General features: G+C 60.8%; 12 protein-coding genes. 4 read left to right on the plus strand and 8 right to left on the minus strand.

Features of this window, described 5'->3' with window-relative positions; all coding sequences use genetic code 11:
* Window positions 1-27 precede the first annotated feature (27 nt).
* The 5 genes from QZQ97_RS17535 to QZQ97_RS17555 form a co-directional block, all read right to left on the minus strand.
* Window positions 28-3,315, minus strand: coding sequence for a transglutaminase family protein (locus QZQ97_RS17535; RefSeq protein WP_311994482.1), 3,288 nt, complete (start codon window positions 3,313-3,315; stop codon window positions 28-30).
* 262 nt (window positions 3,316-3,577) lie between these two features.
* Window positions 3,578-3,769: a YpfN family protein gene (locus QZQ97_RS17540; RefSeq protein ID WP_311994483.1), complete on the minus strand. Its 192-nt coding sequence runs from the start codon at window positions 3,767-3,769 to the stop codon at window positions 3,578-3,580.
* Between the two features lie 2 nt (window positions 3,770-3,771).
* Window positions 3,772-4,446, minus strand: a complete 675-nt coding sequence (locus QZQ97_RS17545; protein WP_311994484.1) for a M15 family metallopeptidase — start codon at window positions 4,444-4,446, stop codon at window positions 3,772-3,774.
* The gene (dapE, locus tag QZQ97_RS17550) at window positions 4,443-5,570 is read right to left on the minus strand and encodes a succinyl-diaminopimelate desuccinylase (RefSeq protein WP_311994485.1); all 1,128 of its coding nucleotides are present in this window, start codon (window positions 5,568-5,570) and stop codon (window positions 4,443-4,445) included. Before dapE ends, QZQ97_RS17545 begins: the two co-directional genes overlap by 4 nt.
* A complete protein-coding gene (locus tag QZQ97_RS17555) occupies window positions 5,567-5,932 on the minus strand; it encodes an ArsC family reductase (protein ID WP_311994486.1) in 366 nt (121 codons plus the stop codon). The genes dapE and QZQ97_RS17555 overlap by 4 nt, the downstream gene beginning before the upstream one ends.
* A gap of 226 nt (window positions 5,933-6,158) precedes the next feature.
* On the opposite strand from QZQ97_RS17555, the gene QZQ97_RS17560 reads away from it, so the two are divergent.
* The gene (locus QZQ97_RS17560; RefSeq protein ID WP_311994554.1) at window positions 6,159-6,584 is read left to right on the plus strand and encodes a GNAT family N-acetyltransferase; all 426 of its coding nucleotides are present in this window, start codon (window positions 6,159-6,161) and stop codon (window positions 6,582-6,584) included.
* A 99-nt stretch (window positions 6,585-6,683) separates the two neighbouring features.
* On the opposite strand, the gene QZQ97_RS17565 is transcribed toward QZQ97_RS17560, so the two are convergent.
* Genes QZQ97_RS17565 through QZQ97_RS17575 form a run of 3 tightly spaced genes read right to left on the minus strand, consistent with a single transcriptional unit; the run spans window position 6,684 to window position 7,938 of the window.
* Window positions 6,684-7,001: an isochorismate lyase gene (locus QZQ97_RS17565; protein ID WP_311994487.1), complete on the minus strand. Its 318-nt coding sequence runs from the start codon at window positions 6,999-7,001 to the stop codon at window positions 6,684-6,686.
* Between the two features lie 16 nt (window positions 7,002-7,017).
* Window positions 7,018-7,449 carry a GNAT family N-acetyltransferase gene (locus QZQ97_RS17570; RefSeq protein ID WP_311994488.1) on the minus strand — a complete coding sequence of 144 codons (432 nt, stop codon included), beginning with the start codon at window positions 7,447-7,449 and terminating at the stop codon, window positions 7,018-7,020.
* Between the two features lie 9 nt (window positions 7,450-7,458).
* Entirely contained in the window at window positions 7,459-7,938 is a 480-nt protein-coding gene (locus tag QZQ97_RS17575; protein ID WP_311994489.1) for a tetratricopeptide repeat protein, read from the minus strand.
* Between the two features lie 388 nt (window positions 7,939-8,326).
* On the opposite strand from QZQ97_RS17575, the gene QZQ97_RS17580 reads away from it, so the two are divergent.
* From QZQ97_RS17580 to imm45, 3 genes are all read left to right on the plus strand, one after another.
* Entirely contained in the window at window positions 8,327-10,048 is a 1,722-nt protein-coding gene (locus QZQ97_RS17580) for a ShlB/FhaC/HecB family hemolysin secretion/activation protein (RefSeq protein WP_311994490.1), read from the plus strand.
* Window positions 10,049-10,121: 73 nt separating this feature from the next.
* A complete protein-coding gene (locus QZQ97_RS17585; protein ID WP_311994491.1) occupies window positions 10,122-20,807 on the plus strand; it encodes a hemagglutinin repeat-containing protein in 10,686 nt (3,561 codons plus the stop codon).
* Window positions 20,807-21,118 (plus strand): Imm45 family immunity protein, encoded by a 312-nt coding sequence (gene imm45 / locus QZQ97_RS17590; RefSeq protein WP_311994492.1) that lies wholly within the window; start codon window positions 20,807-20,809, stop codon window positions 21,116-21,118. Before QZQ97_RS17585 ends, imm45 begins: the two co-directional genes overlap by 1 nt.
* Window positions 21,119-21,148 lie beyond the last annotated feature (30 nt).

Below are 21,148 nucleotides of genomic sequence, written 5' to 3' on the forward strand. Positions count from 1 at the left end.
CTTGCGCCCTCCTCGGTATCGAACCCCCTATTTCCAGCGCAAATCGAGCGTGAACGGGAAGTTCGGATTGCGCGTCTGGGGTTCGACGGTTAATTTTCCAGGCGTATGACCCATTTGCAAGAAACGCGCCAGCCTGCGGCCTTCTGCCTCATAGGCGTTGATCGGGTGGGTATCATGGCTGCGTCCGCCCGGATGGGCGACGTGGTACTGGCAACCGCCCAGCGAACGTTGCATCCAGGTATCGACCAGTTCCACGGTCAGCGGCGCGTGCACGCCAATGGTGGGATGCAGGCTGGCTGCGGGTTGCCATGCCCGGTAGCGCACGGCGCCGACCGCCTCGCCGACGTTGCCGGTGGGTTGCAGCGGCACCGGGCGGCCATTGACGGTTACCTGGTGGCGATCGTCATTAAACCCGGTGACCCTGATCTGCAGACGCTCGACGGATGAGTCAACATAGCGCACGGTTCCGCCGCTTGCACCTTCTTCGCCCATCACATGCCAGGGTTCCAGTGCATGATCGATTTGCACCTGGACGCCGTCGGCGGAAAATTCGCCATGCTGCGGGAAGCGGAAGGCGAAGTGTGCGTCGAACCAGGTGGCTTCAAACGGGTAGCCAAATTCACGCAGTTCGGCGAGCACGTCGTTAAAGTCCTGACGCACAAAATGCGGCAGCATGAAGCGATCGTGCAGTTCGGTGCCCCAACGGCGCAGCCGCTCCGGTTGATAAGGCTGCTGCCAGAAACGGGCCAGCAACGCCCGCAGCAATAACTGTTGGGTGAGTGACATCCGGGCATGCGGCGGCATTTCGAAAGCGCGCAGTTCCAGCAACCCCAGACGGCCGCTTGGGCCATCCGGCGAATAGAGTTTGTCGATGCAGAACTCCGCCCGGTGGGTATTGCCGCTGGAGTCGATCAGCAGGTTGCGCAGCAGGCGGTCGATAAGCCAGGGTTGCGCTTCTTCACCCGGCTCCGGGAAGCGGCTAAAAGCGATTTCCATTTCATAGACCGAATCGTTACGCGCCTCGTCAATGCGCGGTGCCTGGCTGGTCGGGCCGATAAACAGGCCGGAGAACAGATAGGAAAGCGACGGGTGGTTATGCCAATAGCCGATCAGGCTGCGTAGCACGTCCGGGCGGCGCAGGAACGGGCTTTCCGCCGGGGTGGCGCCGCCCATCACCATATGGTTGCCGCCGCCGGTGCCGGTATGACGGCCATCGATCATGAACTTTTCAGTGGTCAGGCGCGACTGGCGCGCGGCGTCGTACAGGAAGGTGGTCTGCTCCACCAGTTCGCCCCAACTGGCCGCCGGCTGAATGTTGACTTCGATAACGCCGGGATCGGGAGTGATGCGAAAACAGGTCAGGCGCGGGTCAGAAGGCGGTTCGTAGCCTTCCAGCACCACCGGAATGCCCAGCGACAGTGACGTGGCCTCAATGGCCTCCACTACCTGCAGGTAATCTTCCAGCGTGCGCGTCGGCGGCATGAACAGATAAAGAATACCGTTGCGCGGCTCGGCGCACAGCGCGGTGCGGGCAATCCAGTCTGCGGACTGTTTTTGCTCCGGGCGCCGGGTTATCGGCTGAGGCCGGGAATTTTCGGCCGCAGATGAAGGCGGCTGCAGCAGTTGGCGGTAGGCCGGCAGCGCAGGGAAAGGTTGATGCGGATCGGCGCTGTGAATGTAGGGATAGTCGCTTTTATGCACCCAGGGTTGAGAATCCAGCGGCAGGCGGTAACCCAGAGGTGAATCGCCCGGCAGCAGGTAGCAGTGCTCGCTGCGCAGGAACCAGGAACCGCTTTGCCACGGCTGGTTCTCTTCTCTGGCCAGCGGCAGAACGTGGCCGATGATGGCCCCCAAACCTTGTTCAAACACCTTGTGCAACCGTGCTCGCTCCAGCGGATCTTCCAACCGGGAATCCGACGGATCGACGTTGTCCGGCAGGCGCCGTTCGCGCCACAGGTAGTAGAGCGGGTCTTCATAAGCCGGGAAGATATGCTGGCCGGACACCTCTAAATACTGCGCGACGCGTTGCAGGAAATCCGCCGCCTGCCCGCTGGTGATTGCGGAAGGCTCGCGTTCATCGGCAAACATGGCCGGATCGGCCAGCGGCTCACCGTCGCGGCGCCAGAAGCAGTTGAGCGACCAGCGCGGCAGTTGCTCGCCGGGGTACCATTTACCCTGGCCAAAATGCACCAGCCCGGCGGGGGCGTAGCGTTCGCGCATGCGCAAGAACAAGTCGGCGGCGCGCAGGCGCTTGGTTGGCCCCAGAGCGTCGGTATTCCATTCATCGCCGTCAGGATCGTCGACGGCGACGAACGTCGGCTCGCCGCCCATCGTCAGATGAACGCCGTTGGCCTGCAAATCGCTGTCAATCTGATAACCGAGCGCGTCGATCGCCTGCCATTGTTCCTCGCTATAGGGCTTGGTCACGCGCGGCACTTCGTCCACGCGGGCGACCGCCATCAGGTGTTCAAATTCGCATTCGCACTCATCAATCGCGCCGCTGATCGGGGCGGCGCTGGAAGGTTCCGGCGTGCAGGCCAGCGGGATGTGTCCTTCACCGGCAAACAACCCGGAAGTGGGATCCAGGCCAATCCAGCCGGCACCGGGCAGGTAAACCTCGGTCCAGGCGTGCAGGTCGGTGAAGTCTTCCTCCGGCCCCGACGGGCCATCCAGCGATTTGACGTCCGGCGTTAGTTGGATCAGATAACCGGACACGAAGCGGGCGGCCAGCCCGAGGTTGCGCAGGATCTGCACCAGCAGCCAGGCGGAATCGCGGCAGGAGCCGCTGCGCAGGGTCAGCGTCTCTTCCGGCGTCTGCACACCCGGCTCCATGCGGATGGTGTAACCGATGTGTTGCTGCAACTGCTGGTTGATCGCCACCAGGAATTCCGCGCTGCGCCGGGCTTCATCGGGAATGCCGCTCAGGTAGCTTTCCAGCTCTGGGGTTAGTGGTTGGCAGTGCAGATAAGGCGCCAGCTCGATTTTCTGCTCTTCCGAATAGCAAAAGGGAATATGTTCCGCCTGCGGCTCCAGGAAGAAATCGAAGGGGTTAATTACCGACATCTCAACCCGCATATCCACTTCCACGCGGAAGTGGTCGGTTTTTTCCGGAAACACCAGCCTGGCGAGGTAGTTGCCGTTAGGATCCTGCTGCCAGTTGATAAAGTGGTTTTCCGGGGTCACTTTCAGTGAATAGGCCAGAATAGAGGTGCGGCTGTGCGCGGCAGGGCGCAGGCGTATGACTTGGGGACCCAGGTTGATGCGTCGGTCGTAGCGGTATTCGGTAACGTGGTTTAGCGCAATATTAATAGCCATAAGCTCGAGCCTCAGAATAGGGGAATCTGAAATCGGGTCACATCAGTCTGCTGATGCCATGCTGTAGCCGTTACCGTGGAGGGTGGTGCTTTGGTTAACCCCCGTCTGTATTCAGACCGTTTTACCTGCTGGGAGTGTGATGATCATCACATTAACCAATTAGGGTTAAATCTAGAGGCAATTTTTTGAGAAGTCGATTCTTTTTTCTACGGGAAAGAGGGGAAATGAAGCGCCGCCCTCGGAGGACGGCGCGTGTGGGCGGTCAGGGTTTTTTCTTCGGCCAGTTGTCGTCTTCGTCGTCCCACTGGGCATTATTATCGCGGTGTGGCGGCAATTCCGGCTTATCGGCGAGGTAACGTTTTACGTCGACGCGACGCAGCTCTTTAATCCCGCTGATGATCATCCCGACTAAAATCAGCAGGATAATCCACCAGTAGTCAGCTAACCATTGCATGTTTACTCCTTTCCTTCACTGCGTATAAAACGTGAAAATATCGCGGGCAGATGGCGTTCAAGCCATTCGGCACCGGCAACGTCCTTATTTTGCCAGGCGGCCAGCAGCAGCGCAGGCGTCAGCAGATGCTCGGCTTCCTGCGCCAGCGGCCGGTAGCTCAGATGCCAGGGTTCTACCGCCACGCCGTCGCCGTCTTCGGTGAACGGACGGTAAAAACCAAATTCGGCCATATGTTCCGTCATCCACTGATTGAGCGGATAAAAATAACCGCCTTCCTCATATTCCCACGGCTCCAGCTGCAGCTTTTGCCCTTCCGGCAACAAAGAAGGGTCGTACACGTCCAGATCGCTGCCCCAGTGATGGCGGCTGGCGCCCGGCAGGGCTGACCAGCGCAGGATCGCTTCGCAACGCTCGGCGGCGGACAGCGGCTCGATGTCGAGCGGCCGACTGTCTTTATCTAATACTGGTCGTTCGCCGCAGAATTTGCCATTCCATATCGCCAGTTGCCGATCGAAATCACGAAATGTGCTGGCGGGCTGCAGATCGAACCCGGCCGCCAGCGCCGCCTGTTGCATGGCGAGGAACGCGGTCACCGCCGGGGGCTGCAGGCGATGGTTACCGCTCAGGGGCGCCAGATGATCGGTCGAGAGCCCGGTCAGCATTGCCGGCGTGATCATGCGACCAATTGCTCCATAATGCGCTGATACATGCGGCTCAGCAGCTGTAAATCGGCGGCGTGTACACATTCATTGACCTTGTGGATGGTCGCATTGACCGGCCCCAGTTCAACCACCTGCGCCCCCATTTGAGCGATAAAGCGGCCATCCGAGGTGCCGCCCGTGGTCAGCAACTGCGGCGTCAATTCAGAATAGTGTTCGACGGCATTAACCACCGCGTCCACCAGCGCACCGCGCGCGGTGAGGAACGGCTGGCCGGACAAACGCCATTCGATGCTGTAGTTCAGCTGATGCCGCTCCAGCAGCTCTTCCACGCGCTGCTTTATCGTCGCGTCGGTTGACTCGGTGCTGAAACGGAAGTTGAACTGGACGAACATGTCGCCCGGGATCACGTTGTTGCTGCCGGTACCGGCCTGCACGTTGGCGATCTGCATGCTGGTCGGCGGGAAGAACTCATTGCCGCGATCCCACTCGGTCGCCACCAGCTCATTGAGCGCAGGCATGGCGCGATGCACAGGGTTATCCGCCAGGTGGGGATAGGCGACATGGCCCTGAATACCGTGAATGTGCAGGTTGGCGGTAATCGAACCGCGGCGGCCGTTCTTCACCACGTCGCCGACGCGTTCGGTGCTGGACGGCTCGCCGACCAGGCAATAATCCAGGCGCTCGTTGCGCTCCATCAGCGCTTCCACCACTTTCACCGTGCCGTGAGTGGCGCTGGCCTCTTCGTCGGAGGTGATCAGAAATGCCAGGCGGCCCTGATGGTGCGGGTTGGCTGCCACGAAGCGCTCCGCAGCCACCACCATCGCCGCCAGCGAACCTTTCATGTCCGCCGCGCCGCGACCATACAGCATGCCGTCGCGAATGGTGGGTTCAAACGGCGGGTTGTCCCAGCGTTTTTCATCGCCGGTCGGCACTACGTCGGTGTGGCCGGCAAACGCCAGCGTTTGGCCTTCGCCGCGCCAGGCCCAGAAGTTCATGGTGTCGCCGAAGTGCATTGGTTCAACGGTAAAACCGATCGCTTCCAGACGTTCAATCATCAGCGCCTGGCAGCCTTCATCGTGCGGGCTGAGGGACGGGCGTTTGATGAGCTGTTGAGCCAGTTCGATAACCGGGCAAATCATGCTGTTACCTCAGAAATAAATAGCTGGTAGCCTTCGGCGTTGAAGCCGAGCAGGGCGTGCCCCTTGCCGTCGTCCAGCAGCGGGCGTTTGATGATTGCCGGCTGCGCCAGCATCAGAGCGATGGCCGCATCGGCGTTGTCGCAGGCGTTGCGCTGCGCTTCATCCAGCTTGCGCCAGGTGGTGCCGCGGGTATTCAGCAGCGGTTCCCAGCCCAGACGTTCGACGAACCCGCGCAACCGCTGTTCATCCAGCCCGTCGGCGCGGTAGTCATGAAATTGATAAGCCACGCCTTGCTCTTCCAGCCAGCGGCGCGCTTTTTTGATGGTGTCACAATTTTTGATGCCGTACATGGTCAACGTCATGGAATAAGAACCTTCTTCGCAACCCAACACCGGCATGGCGCCAGTGGTAAACCGCCGTGGCGGTAAAATGAAAACCAGCGCCCAGCATGCCGAAAAATGGCGGGGAGTTCCACCGTCCAATGGTCCGAAAGCCAGGGAAAGGGCGAAAAAATTCGGGCCGCATTCAGTGCGACGAATGTTTGCTAATCTGAATGCGGCAATCTGCCATCCTATCGGAGAGAGTAATGTGGAAGAATACCGTATCGAAACCACCGAGTACGCCGTCGATAAAATAGAAGCGCTGATCGCGGAAGGGCTGAATCAGTATAACGACGAGGTGACCGGCAGCAGCGATCGTCGCCCGCTGGCGGTGACGGTGAAAGATCCGATCAGCGGTGAGGTGCTTGGCGGCATTACCGGGCGCTCCTCGCTGGGCTTGCTGTTTGTGGATTTGTTTTACCTGCCTGAATCAATGCGGGGTGCAGGCCTGGGCAGCGAACTGCTGCGCCGCTTCGAGCTGGAAGGACGCCGCAGGGGGTGCGTTTCCGCGGTGCTGTACACCATCAGCTTCCAGGCACCGAGGTTTTACGAACTGAATGGTTGGACGCGCTTTGGCGAAGTGCCTTGCCTGCCGGCAGGCACCAGCCGAATTTTCATGATGAAGACGCTGTAGTTTAGCGGGCCGTCATCAGTCTCTGGCCTGTCGCAATTTATCGCTCAGGCTTTTTTCACCATCGGCCATGTGTGATCGATGATGGAGAGAATTCCCGTTTTATTCATGTTGGTCTTTGGACCAGTGTTTCATCTCTTCGCCAATAAAATAATTAACCAGGTCGCGATACATTTTTTCTATCACTTCCGGGCTTAAGCCCTGTTCATCGGCCCAGGATCTTCTTTGTTGCAGCATGGCTTCGAAGCGCTCTTTGGCACGCACCGCATCGGGGCTGGTTTTGAATTTGGCGGCGGCTTTCACGTAGGCAAAGCGCTGGGCGATCAGTTTAATGATGTGTTCGTCCAGCATGTCGATTTCCGCGCGGATATCACTCATGCCCGCACAGTCTTGCGGTGAAAGCTTGTTCTCGATGATCACTTGGGGTGTCCTTTTTTTAGCGTACATAGCCGCTTTGCTGCAGACGGACCAAGGCCGGACCCTCGGCATAGACCATGCCGGTAGTCAGCTCGTGGAAGTGGTACTTTTTATAGAATTCCAGTTTGTCGGGCACCGAATAGATAAACACCTTGCCGAGCGGCGCCAAATCCTGCATGACCCGATCCATCAGCAGCCTGCCCAGACCGCGGCCCTGATAGTGGGGATGGATAGCCACGTCGGCGAGGTAAGCCACCGAGGTCATGTCGCTGATGGCGTGGGCTGTGGCCACCAGTTCGCCGTCGAGGTATCCCCAATAGCAAAACTGGCTGTGCTGATAAACGCGCTGCAGCTGGTGCGGGTCACGCTGGCCCAGCCCGGCGGCGGCCAACAACGCGGCCAATTGCGGCCAGTCGATGCGGTAGCGGTTGGGATCGGTCACAATCTCCATGCTTATCTCCTAGCCGATGCGGTCCAGATCGGCGGCATATTGACGGATAGCGCGCTGATAGCTGCTGATGTCGCGATGCGAGGAGGTTTCCGCCAACAGCAGCAGCAGGTCTGCTACCGCTTGTTTGGTTTCCCCCAGGTTGTACAGCGTCATGGCGCGGAACAAGGTGAGCTCCCTGGCCTGCGGGAACTCGGCCAGCCCATTGTCGAAGGTGGCCAGCGATTGCTGATACAGCCCGAGTGCGCGGTAGGTACTGCCCAGGCCAAGCCAGGCCTCCTGCCGCTGCGCCGCCGGCAGAGTGCGCGCCAACGCCGCGAGGTAGCAGGGGATCGCCTGCTGCTCAAATCCCTGCACGTCGTACAAGCAGGCCAATTGGTAGTGCAGCGTGGCCTCTTCCGGTTTTTGCAGCAACTGCTGTTGCGCCAGTTCGGTCGCTTCCTGATAGCGGCCCAGCTGTTTCAATTGTTCGATCGTCAGCGTAGGGGACATGTTATGGCCTCAGAAAAGTGGGGTTTTTCTACCCTTGGCACGCTACTACGGAAGAATTCATCCTACAAGAAATATAGAGGTTAGTAAGGGGTCGGTCAGGTTATTCCTGCAGGGCGAGCCTCTGGGCGGAAAGGGGGCGCAGGGCTTGATATCCCCCTTATTTTTGCGGTGAAAATATATCGATTACGAATTATTAAATTGCTTAATATCACAATTATAAATGATTGATTTTTAATCTATTGCCAGCATAATGCCTGCAGCGTAAAAGGATTTTTACGATTGCTTACATTTGCCGTTGTGTTGCGTGTTTCTCACCATGCCGCCAGATGATATCAGCGAAGGTTTTGTCCATTATTTTGCATAAAACAGGGAATACCAGGAGCCAGGGATGCGCCGCGATTTCACTCAAGTTTTACCATGTCTGATCCAATCGGGCTTACTGGGGTTAGCCATCACCTCCGCCCCGTTGCTTGCCGCCCCCTTTTCCGACCGGCCGGCAGAAAGCGCCGCCACCGTCGATGCACGGGAACAGCAGCGCCAGCAAGAGCGCGAACGTGCGCTGCAAGAACAACATGCCCCGAGCAACGACGTGCGCCTGACGCGGCCCGACGTTGCCTTGCCCGATTATCCCACCAATGAATACCCTTGCTTTACCATCAATACGCTGCGCCTGACGGGCGAGTCGGCCGAGCATTTTCAATGGGCGCTCGATGCCGCGGCGGCGGCCAAAGGCCGCTGTCTCGGCGGACAGGGCATTGTGCTGGCCATCAACCAGGTGCAGAACGCCATTCTGGCCAGAGGTTACGTCACCACCCGGGTGATGGCGCAGGAGCAGGATCTGACGCAGGGCATTCTGACGCTCAGGCTCCAGCCGGGGCGCATTGCCGCTATGCGCTTTGACGAAGACGTGTCCTGGCGCGGGCGGCTGTGGAACGCTATCCCGGCATCATCGGGGGATATCCTCAACCTGCGCGATATCGAGCAGGGGCTGGAGAATTTCAGGCGTGTGCCCAGCGCCACGGCGGATATCAAGATTGTGCCCGGCGAGTGGGAGGCCACCAGCGATCTGCTGGTGAACTGGAAAGAGGGTCGCCCGGTGCGGCTCAGCCTGGGGCTGGACGACAGTGGCTCAACAAGCACCGGCCGTTATCTGGGTTCCGCCACGCTGGCGGTGGATGCGCCCTTTGCGCAAAACGACCTGTTCTACGCCAATATCGGCAAAGATCTGTTCCAGCACGGGCCTTTCGGCAACCGTTCGCACACGCTGAACTATTTTTTCCCGGTTGGCTACTGGGCGTTTTCCGCCAACTACAACGACTATACCTACCACCAGAACATCGCCAATGCCAATGAGGTGCTGAGCTACAGCGGCAAGAGCGACAATCTGCAATTGACGCTGTCCCGGCTGCTGTTCCGCAACCAGTCGCATAAAACCACGCTTAATCTTCGCGCTTACCGCAGGCATTCCACCAATGCGATGGACGGCATCGACATCGAACAGCAAAAGCGCCGCACCGCAGGCTGGGAGTTGGGGCTTAACCAGCGCGGCTACTTCAACGACGCCACGCTGGACGCAAATATCAACTGGCGCCGCGGCACCGGGGCGTTCGGCGCCTTGCCGGCCCCGGAAGAGGCGGCCCACAACGGCAGCGCCCGCACCGGGATTCTGCTGGGGGATGTGAGCGTCAATCAGCCTTTTGCCCTGGGCGAACAGCCCTGGCGTTACTACGCCAGCCTGCGCGGGCAGTGGAGCGCAAACGCATTGACGCCGCAGGACCGAATGGCGATTGGCGGGCGTTATACGGTGCGCGGGTTTGACGGCGAACAGGTGCTGTCCGGCGAGAAGGGCCTGCTCTGGCGCAACGAACTGGCCTGGAATGTGCTGTCGCGCGGTCACGAACTTTATTGGGCGCTGGATTACGGGCGGGTGGACGGCCCCGGCAGCCGTTACCTGGCGGGGCATCAGCTGGTGGGCAGCGCCCTGGGCGTGCGCGGCGCGCTGTGGGGGCGGTTCAGCTACGACCTGTTTGCCGGCGTGCCGCTCTACAAACCGGGCAATTTTCACACCTCCGGAGCGACTGCCGGCTTTAGCGTGAACCTGGAAATCTGACCCCTCCCTTGGCCGGAATGACGCCGGCAAGGCCTTACTGACACAGGACTGATTTTTCTCACGGACGGGACCCATGAACAAACATTGTTATCGCCTTATTTTTAGCCGCACTCACGGGGAGTTGCGGGTAGTTTCTGAACTGGCCCGCAGCTGCAGCAGCGAGCCTGGTCAGAGCCGTGGCGGCGGTACGCCGCGCCTGTGGGTTACGTTGCGCCGGTCGGTATGGCTGCTTGGGCTGGCGTTGTTTGCCGGGCCCGCCGTGGCGGGCGGTATTGTGGCGGACGGCGGGGCGGCACCCGGCCAGCGGCCGGAGGTGATCGCCACCCAAAACGGCTTGCCGCAGGTCAATATCACCGCGCCCAATCAGGCCGGGGTGTCGCATAACCAATACCGACAATTCGACGTCGACCAGAAAGGCGCCATCCTCAACAACTCGGCGGTGATGACCTCCACCCAATTGGCCGGGATGGTTCAGGGCAACCCCAATCTCAATCCCAATGCCGCGCCGGCGCGGGTCATCCTCAACGAAGTTAACAGCAACAATCCCAGCCAGCTGCGTGGATTTTTAGAAGTAGCCGGCGGTAAGGCGCAGGTGATCGTGGCTAACCCCGCTGGCATTGTGTGCAACGGCTGCGGAACGATCAACGCAGGGCGCATGACGCTGACAACCGGTAAACCGCAGATGAACGCCGATGGCAGCCTGGCGGGCTATCGGGTTGAACGGGGCGTGGTGCGCGTTGAGGGCGGCGGGCTTAACGGCGATGTCCGTCATGATACCGAGTATGTCGACATCCTGGCGCGTGCGGTGGAAGTCAATGCCGGGGTCTGGGCCAAAGAAGGGATCGCGGTCGTGGCGGGCCGTAACCGGGTGAGCGCCGACGGTAAAACCGCGGTGCCGCTGGCTGATGACGGCAGCGCCAAACCCGAGCTGGCGATAGACATGGGGCAAATGGGCGGCATGTACAGCGGCCAGATCCGCATGATCGGCACCGAATCGGGCGTGGGGGTTCGCAATCAGAACGGTCAGGTACAGGCGGGCAAGACGCTGACCGTGAGCAGCGAAGGTAAACTCAGCTGGCAATCCACCGCGCAAGATGCCGTCACTCGGGCCGGCGGCGACATCAGCCTTGCGGCCAAAGACACCATTGAATATCAGGGTAAATTGCACAGCGGCGGCGCGCTGAAGGTACAGAGCCGCGAGGGCGAGGTTACGCAATCCGGCACCCTGGCTGCAGCCGGCGACCTGCAGGTGACCGCCGCGCGCGGCATACAAAGCAGCGGGCATCTGCTGGCGGGCAGCGATGCGAACAGCCAGATCGTGCGTGAGGCGGATTTGACGCTCGCCAGCCAGGGCGATATCCGGGCCAGCGGCAGCCTGCTGAGTAAAAAGGACGTCAAACTGACGGGGCGGCAGATCGACATCAGCCAGGCCTCGCTTGCCGCCGGCCGCGCTACTCTGGAGGCTCAGGGCAGCGGCGTAGCGATGCGGCAGGCGAAAGTCGACGGCGCAGAGCTGGCAATCAGCACCGCCGGTGATATTGATGCACAGCACGCACAGGTGCGCGCCGGGCGTTGGCAGGTCGACGGCAACAACCTGTTCAACCAGCAGGGCGCATGGTCGCAAACGGGGGACGGAGAGAGCCGCTTCACGCTGGCGGGCAAACTGGATAATAGCGACGGCGGCATCGAGAGCCGGCAGCTCGATTTCAAAGCGGCGGCGTTGACCAATCAGCGTGGCCGCCTGGTGGCGCTCGACAACGCGGCACAGCACTGGCGGGTCGGCGGTCTGCTCGACAATAACGGCGGCGAACTGGGCAGCAACGGCGATCTGTCGCTGGACGCAGGCAGTCTCGACAACCAGGCCGGTACCGTCAAAAGCGTGCTGGCGCTGAACCTTGAGATCGGCGCGGGCATCAATAACGCGGCAGGCAGCCTGTTGGCGGGCAAAAACCTGACGCTGGAGGCCCGGGGTACCCTCGATAATCAGGCCGGAAACATCAACGGCGGCCAGCTGTCGGTGACGGCGCAGCGCCTGAACAATGCGCAGGGGCAGTTGATCAGCCAAGGGGCGCTGTTACTGACGGCGCGTGAAGGCCTGGATAACCGAGGCGGCCTCCTCGGGGCTGATACGGCCCTGGAGATTCACACCGACGGCAACTGGGATAACCGCGGCGGCACGGCGCAAAGTGAAAAACAGCTGACTGTGGCGGCGCAGAACATCGACAACGGCGATGGCAAGCTGTTATCCGGGCAACAATTAACGCTGAACGCGGCGGGGGCGGTGGATAACCGCGGCGGTGAGATCAGCGGCGAAGCCGTCAATGTTGACGCGCAGCGCCTCGGCAACGTGCAGGGTAAGCTCATTGGCCTGCAGGGGCTGGATCTCAACGCCCGCCAGGGGATAGATAACCAAGGCGGGCTGCTGGCCGCCGGCGATCGGCTTACCGTGCTCACCGAGGGTGAGATGAATAACCGCGACGGCACCGCACAAGGCGGCAAGCAGTTGACGGTCACAGCGCAGCAGGTCGATAACGCGGCGGGCAAACTGTTGTCTGGCCAGCAGTTAACGCTTAACGCCACGGGCGCGCTGGGCAACCGCGAAGGGGAAATCAGCGGTGAGTCGCTCACATTGACGGCGCAACAGGTGGAAAACACCCAGGGCAAGGTAGTTGCCAGGCAGGATATGAGCCTGACGGCGCAACAAGGGTTGGTCAACACGGGCGGTTGGCTTGAGGCCGACAATGCCCTCTTCGTGAATACCGGAGAGGGCTGGGATAACCGAGGCGGTACCGCACAGGGCGGTCGTCAGGTCACCGCTACCGCACATACTCTCGACAATACCGGTGGCCGCTTGCAGTCTGGCGGTGACCTTCGCCTTGATGCCGCAGGTGATATCCTCAACCGAACCGGCAAGCTGACCGCGCAACAGGCGCTCGACATCCGGGGTAGCGCTGCCAGCCTGTTCGACAACGACGGCGGCTCGCTGCAAAGCGGCGGCGACTTATCTGTGCGGGGCGGTCAGTTGACCAACCGCGCCGCAGGTGTGGTGTTCGGTGGGCAGACGCTTTCCCTGAACCTGACCGGGGGCTGGGACAACCGGGGCGGCACGCTGACCGGCAATGGCAATACGCTGGTGCGCGCGGCGGAGTTGCACAACGCGCGGGGCGTCGTTAACGCGCTGGGCAGCCTGGACATGGCGTTCACCGGCGCGCTGGATAACGCCGGCGGCCGGGTATTCAGCAAACTGTCTCAGGTGTTGCAGGCGCAGGATATTTTCAACATGCAGGGCTGGATGGGCAGCCAGGGCGGCTGGAGCGCCGTGAGCGGCGGCTTTGACAACGGTGAAGGCAGCGTGCAAAGCCAGCAGGATGCGGTGCTCGCGGCGAACTGGCTAAACAACGCCAAAGGTGTGCTGCAGGCGGGCGCCGGGCTGGCACTGCGCGTCGCGAATGACATCGAAAATCGCGCCGGAAAAGTCAGCGCTCAGGGGCAACTGGATGTGCGGGGCGCAGCGTCAGGCTCTCGCGCCGGTAATATCAACAACGCCGGTGGCCAATGGCTGGCCGGTGACACGCTCAAATTTGCCGCTCTCGGCATGGACAATTCGCAGGGCGGTCTGCTGTATAGCCAAAAGCAGCTGATGCTGAACCTGGCAGGCCGCCTGGATAACCGCCAGGGCAAGCTGCAGAGCGGCGAGGCGCTCCAGCTCGATGCGCAGACGCTGAACAATGCCGACGGCACGATAGACGGCCAGCAACAGCTGGCGCTGCGTATTCTCGGCGCGCTGAATAACGCCGGCGGCGCGGTGCGCAGCAACGGCGAGCAGCAAATAGCGGCGGCCGGCATCGATAACCGTCAGGGCGTATTCAGCAGCCGCGGCGGGTTGGCGCTGACCACCGCGCGGCTGGATAACGCCGCCGGAACGCTCATCAGCCAGGGGAGCGGCAGCTACAGCATCGGCACGCTTAACAACCAGCAGGGCAAGGTGCACAGCGGCGCAGCGCTGACGCTTGACGGCGAGCAGGTGAATAACCAGGGCGGGCAACTGGTGTCAACCGATGGGCTGACGCTCAGGGCGAACCAGCTCGACAACAGCGGCCAGGGTACCGTCAGCAGCCAGGCGGCGCTTGACGTGCAGGCTGACCGTCTGAACAACCGCGACGGCGGTATGCTGCTGGGCACGACGCACACCGGGGTAACCGCGCGTGATATCGACAATGCCGGCGGCCGGTTGCAGAGCGCAGGCACGCTGGCGCTCGCGGGCGTATCCGCGTTGGACAATCGCCAGGGGCGGGTTATCGCCAACGGCGCGCTGGACGTCAATGCCGGGCAGTCCCCGACAGACTCCCCCCTGGCGCTGCTCAACCAGGGCGGCCAGATGCAGAGCGGAGGCGCACTGACGCTGCATGCGCGTACCCTGGACAATCAGAACGGTACCCTGCTGGGGCTGCAGGCGCTCACGCTGAGCGCGCAGCAGGACTATACCCGACAGACCGGGGAAACGGTCAGCAGTAACGGTACGGTGACGTTCTCCCTGAGCGGCGTATTCACCAACCTGGCGGACTGGCTATTGCCGGGCAATCTGGTGCTCAATGCGGCCGGCATCAGCAACCCGGCTATTCTGGTCGGCAAGGGAGTGCAGCTGACGACCGGCGCCCTGCAGAACAGCGGCCGCATTGAAGCGGACACCATGACGCTTAACGTCGACACCCTGGACAACACGGCGGCGCTGATGGGGGACGATATCACCGTCAGCGGGCGCGTCATCGACAACCACGGACAGCCGGCAGTGATAGCGGCGACCCAGGGCCTGACGTTGCAGACCGGGGAGCGCTTGACTAACCGCGACGGCGCCCTGATCTACAGCGGCGGCGGACTCCGGTTGAGCAGCGATGATCTGATTGAAAACCGGGCTAGCTTTATCGAAGCCGATGGCGACGTCACCCTCGAAGCCCGGCGCCTGGACAACCTGCGCGAAGGGTTGGAGATACAACGCGATGCGGAAAAGCGCGACTACAAATGGCACCGCTACAACTACTACTGGCGTTCTTACGGCGAAGACGTCAATACCGATGTCAGCACCATGGCGCCGACCACGCAGCAGCTGACCTTCCGGAACGATGACGCCGCGCAGGGCAACCGCTATGGCACGCTGCTGGCCATAGATGCATCCGGCAAGCGCGCTCAGGTGCGGGTTAAAGACCATCGGGGCCAACTGACCGACCTGTGGGTCAACTACCTGGCACTGGTGCCTAATACCGATGGCAGCTACGCCATGACGTTTTATGAGACGCGCGGCCAGCGGCAGAAAGCTGTTCCTACCCCTTATCAAAACACCGTCTGGTGGAATGCCACCGATAGCGAAAAGGTGGAGCTGTGGGATCCCGAACGGTTTATCGATATTGGCAATGTGCCTTACGTCACCGACTACAACAACCTGCGCGAGCGTACGGCGACCGGCACGGTGACGACAGACAAACTGGTCTCCGAAGGTGTCGGGGCGCGCATTCTGGCGGGCGGCAACATGGTGCTGCGCATCACCGGGCAACTGCTCAACGACGCCAGCGTGATTACGGCGAACGGCAACCTGACGCAGGACGGCGGCGGTCGCGTGGACAACCGGGGCTACTCGGTCAACGAGCGGCGCCAGGAATACATTGTTGACCATTATGATCGTGCTGAAGGCCACTGGTACCCGACGTTCAGCCGAGACGAGACTACCGCGCTGACCACCGTTGACGGGGTTATCACCGGTAACGGCAACGTCTCCATTCAGGGCGCCAGCATCACCAACACCACGGTCAATCAGGCGCAAATCAGCCAGCTTGAGGCCGCGCTGAAGGCGGTGGATGCCGAGCGCGCCGAATATGAGCGCAACCCGCTGGCCTTTACGGTGGAAGGCGCTGCCCGGCCTGACGGCGATACGCAACTCACCCCGGGCAGCCAGATAACGCAACCCGGCACCAATCCATCATCGCCGATCGGGCGTCCGCTGTTGCCGGCAGAGCTGGCGCTAACCGCCATGCAGCATCTGGACAGCGTAGCGACGAATATTCCCGATAACGGCCTGTTCAGCCAGCACACGGCCGTCGGCAGCCCGTTCCTGGTGGTGACCGACGACCGCTTTACCCGCCGTGACAACTTTATCAGCAGCGACTACCTGCTCGCGCGCGTGGGGTACGATCCGGCGCAGGCGCACAAACGCCTGGGGGACGGTTTTTATGAGCAGCGCCTGGTGCGCGAGCAGGTGCTTGCGCTTACCGGCAAACCGTCCGTCAAAGGGTGGGATGCCATGGAACAGTATCAGCAGCTGATGAACAACGGCGTGAAGGTGGCGGAAGACTTCCATTTGGAGGCCGGGGTAGCGCTGACGCCGGCACAGATAGCGGCGCTGCAGCAGGATATCGTCTGGCTGGTGAGCGAAACGGTGCAAACGGCCGATGGCCCGCAGACGGTGTGGGTGCCGAAGGTGTATCTGGCCCAGACTACGCTGCGCCTGACCGGTGACGGCGCGCTGATCGGCGGCGGCAATCTGCAGCTCTCCGCCGACAGCATCAATAACGCCGGCAACCTGTTTGCCGACCAGGCGCTGAACATTGATGCCGGGCAGTTCCTGCATCAGGGTGGCGATATCAAGGCCGGCAGCATCGACGTGCAGGCCGACAGCCTGACCATGAGCACCAATCTGCAGGATGCGTTGCGCCAGGCGACAATGAGCGCCGACGATATCCGTCTCAGCGGTACCGATATTGCGCTTACGGGGGCGAAACTCGACGCCACGAACGCCCTCAACCTGAGCGCGCGTAATGACCTGAGCATCACCGCCGCCAAAAGCAGCCATACGGCCAATCTGGCGGTCATTTCCGGTTCGATGGGCAATCGCACCCGCGACGGCATGGAGGAGGCCGGCAGCCGCCTGGCGCAGCTCAGTGGCGAGTGGCGGCAGGCGCAGGGCAGCGAGCTCAACGCCGGCGGCAACCTCAACCTCTCGGCCGGGCGGGACGTTGCGATCGTGGGCAGCCAGGCCAACGCGTCCGGCAGCACCCGCGTGCAGGCCGGGGGTGATATCAATATCAAGGCCGAGACCGCCACCAACAAGTCGCATCTTGAGGCCAACAGCCGTACCTCGTCGGTCAGCAACAGCCGTGAAGAAGATCGCCTGACACTCAGCAGCCTGAGTGGTGACCGGGGCGTGACCCTGGTGGCGGGCAACAATCTGCTGGCGGAAGGGGCACAGGTTGACAGCCAGGAAGGGCGCGTGGGGCTGAGTGCGCAAAACGTCACCATCAAGGAGGCGCGCGGGCAGACCGAGGATCGCGACAGCGAACAAAAGCGCGAAGGCAAGACTAACAGCCGGCGCGAGGTGGAGACGGCGCGCGATGAAGTGGTGGGCAGCACCTTCAGCGGGCGCGACGGCGTGACCGTGATCGGGCGCGAAGGTGACGTAACCGTCACCGGCAGCACCCTGCACAGCGAACAGGGCGGTATCGCCCTGCAAGCGAAAAACGATGTGACCCTCAATACCGCCACCGAGCGAGAGTCGCGCTACAGCGAAGAACGTTCGGAGAAAAAAGGGTTCCTGAACAAGAGCAGCGGCCACACCGTGACCGACGACCGCATCACGCGCGAAAAAGGCACGTTGCTGAGCGGTGACAGCGTCAGCATTACGGCGGGCAACGATCTGACGGTCAGCGGCTCGGCCATTGCCGCAGACCGGGACGTTAACCTGCAGGCGGGCAACAACATCGCTATCACCGCCGCCACCGAAACCGAGTCTCACTACCTGCTGGAAGAGAAGAAAAAAAGTGGCCTGCTGGGCAGCGGCGGCATTGGTTTTACCGTCGGCAGCCAGTCTTCCCGCCATCAGGTGGATGAGAGTGGCACCACCCAGAGCCAAAGCGTCAGTACCGTCGGCAGCAGCCAGGGCAATGTGAACATCACGGCCGGCAATCAGTTGCACATTGGCGGCGCCGATCTGGTGGCCGGCAAAGACCTGAGCCTCAGTGGCAGCAGCGTGCTGATAGATCCGGGTTACGATCAGCGCAGCCGGGAGGAAAAGTTCGAGTCGAAACAGAGCGGCCTGACGCTGGCGCTTTCCGGTACGGTGGGCAGCGCGCTTAACACGGCGGTCAGTACCGCGCAGCAGGCCAACAAAGAGGGCGACGGGCGGCTCAGTGCCTTGCAGGGCACCAAGGCGGCGTTGTCCGGCGTGCAGGCGGTGCAGGCCGGGCGCATGGATGCGGCAAAAGGCAATGATCCGTCGAACAACAATACGGTGGGCGTCAGCCTGTCTTACGGCAGCCAGTCGTCGAGCTCCACCCAGACCAGTGGGCAGAGCGCTGCACAGGGCAGCAGTTTGCAGGCGGGCAACACCCTGAGTATCCGCGCCACCGAAGGCGACATCACCGTGCGGGGCAGCCAACTGCAGGCGGGCAAAGACCTTAACCTGGATGCGGCACGGGACGTGAACCTGCTGTCGGCGAAGAACACCGAGTATCTGGACGGCAAGAACGAGAGCCAGGGCGGCACCGTTGGGGTGGGGATTGGCGTGGGCTCTGGCGGCTGGGGTATCAGCGTATCGGCGAGCGTGAACAAGGGCCAGGGTTCGGAGAGCGGCAACGGCACCACCCATAGCGAAACCACGGTCAACGCGGGCCATCAGGTGAACATCATCAGCGGGCGCGACACCACGCTGAAAGGGGCGCAGGTGACCGGCGAGACGGTGAAAGCCGATGTCGGGCGCAACCTGACATTGACCTCAGAGCAGGACAGCGACCGTTACGATGCCAAACAGCAGAGTGCCAGCGCAGGCGGCAGCTTTACCTTCGGTTCGATGACCGGCTCGGGCAGCGTCAACGTCAGCCAGGACAAGCTGCACAGCAACTTTGACAGTGTGCAGGAACAGACGGGCATCTTCGCCGGCAAGGGCGGTTTTGACATTCACGTCGGTGAGCATACGCAGTTGGATGGTGCAGTGATAGGTTCAACCGCCACGGCGGACAAGAACAGGCTCGATACCGGGACGCTGGGCTTCACGGACATCCACAATCAGGCGGATTTCAAGACCGAACACCAGAGCGCGGGGTTCAGCAGCGGCGGTGCCATCGGCAGCCAGTTTGCGGGCAACGCCGCCAATAACCTGTTGGTTGGGGCGAACAACGAAGGGCACGCCAGCTCGACTACACAGTCGGCGGTGAGCGACGGCGCCATCATCATCCGCGACCAGGACAAACAGCAGCAGAATGTCGATGACCTGAGCCGCGACGTGGAGCACGCGAATCAGACGTTGAGCCCGATATTCGACAAGGAGAAAGAGCAGAACCGGCTGAAAACCGCGCAGCTGATTGGTGAGGTCGGCAGCCAGGCGGCGGACATCGCGCGAACGGAGGGGGATATTCGTTCTCTCACCGCGGGCAAGGCCGAGCTGGCGGCGAAAGGCGAGAAAGAGCCGGGTGAAGGGGCCACGAAAGCGCAGTGGAAAGACTACAACGACAAGGTGCAAGCGACAGACAGTTACAAGGCGGCGCAGAAACAGTGGGGCACCGGCAGCGCTATCCAGCAGGGCATCAGCGCGGCGACGGCGGCAGTGCAGGGGCTGGCGGGCGGTGACCTGCACGCTGCTGTGGCCGGTGGTCTGTCACCTTACCTGGCTGAGCAGATCCACAAACTGGCACCGGATGAAGCCAGCCGGGCGATGGCGCATGCGGTGGTCGGGGCAGTAGTCGCTCAGGCGAGTGGCAACAGCGCAGCAGCAGGGGCGGCGGGTGCAGTCAGCGGTGAGCTGATGGCGCAACTTGTGATGAGCCAGCTCTATCCGGGCAAGAGCGTCAACGAGTTAACCGAAGATCAGAAGCAGACTATCACCACTCTGGGGACATTGGCGGCGGGGCTAGCTGGGGGACTTGCCGGAAGCGGCACGGCAGATGCGGTAGTCGGGGCGCAGGCGGGACAGAACTCAGCGACTAATAATTTCCTCAGTTCAAAAGATGTGTTAAGTCTTCACAAAGAACTGGAGACGGCTGACAAAACCGGTGCTGACAAGCAGGATATTTACGAGAAATACGCAGAGATCAGTAAGAAAAACCGCGAAGAAGCGGTAGCTGAAGGGTGTTCGGGTAATCCATTCTGTGCGAACGGAGCGTTGTCAGAAGCCGGTGCGGGTACTGATATTGCCAACAGCCTGAAACGTCTGTCAGTATTCTCTAATCTGAGCAATGATGATCTGGTGCAGCTTGACCGGTTCGTGTTGGCAGAGAACGAAGACAGCGCCAGAGCGATTTACCAGGCGATGCCGGACTATGTGAAGGTGGCGCTGAACGGTAAGGAAGCGGTAGAAGCGATAGGGCTGGGTGCTGCGGTCGGTGGTAAGGCCCTGGCGGCGCTTGGGGTTATAGGTAAAGCTGGTAAGATTCCTGCTGTTGATCCGAGCGCAAAAATCGCAACAGGGCAAACTGTCGGTGCTTTCGAGAAAAGCTTGGTTCACCTTCCTCCTGGAGAACGAGTAGCTATTATAAAGCAGACCGCCCCTAAAGTTGCAGCAGAATACGGCATGGTCAAAGATAGTCAGTTAACTAAAAAGAATGGTGGTCGGGAGGTGTATCGAGGGCAAGATGGAAATCTTTATGCACTTGACACACAACATGCGCGATTTGAAGTTGTGACGCCGAAGGGAAAGCATTTAGGTGAAGTTGACTTCTCAATGCAAAAAATTCCTAACAGTTTAGATAAATCGGGCGGCCACGATTTGAAGGTGAAATAATGAAACTAGTCGATTATAAGAATGAGTCTATCAAGAGAGGTTCAGTTTTTAGATTGCCTGCGGTTTGGCCTTATGAAGCATGGGTAGATTTTATGGTTGTTGATCTATTTGATACTCATGGTTTGGTTGTGTCATCAGGCCATAAAGCAGGTTTAGTGTTGATAGCACTGCCTGCTGAAAGTGGTTCGAAAGAGGGTAGAGCTTTAAGCACAACATGGGTGATCGATAATTGGGAAAAATGGATCTATCCAGAATGTAATGTTGAAAATGTTCATATTATTGAACAATATGTAGCAACTGCTATTGAATGATAAAGATCCCGGCCAACTGGCCGGGATCTT

Origin of the sequence: Serratia sp. root2 (assembly GCF_031931805.1) — a bacterium.
GTDB classification, from domain to species: Bacteria; Pseudomonadota; Gammaproteobacteria; order Enterobacterales; family Enterobacteriaceae; genus Serratia; species Serratia inhibens.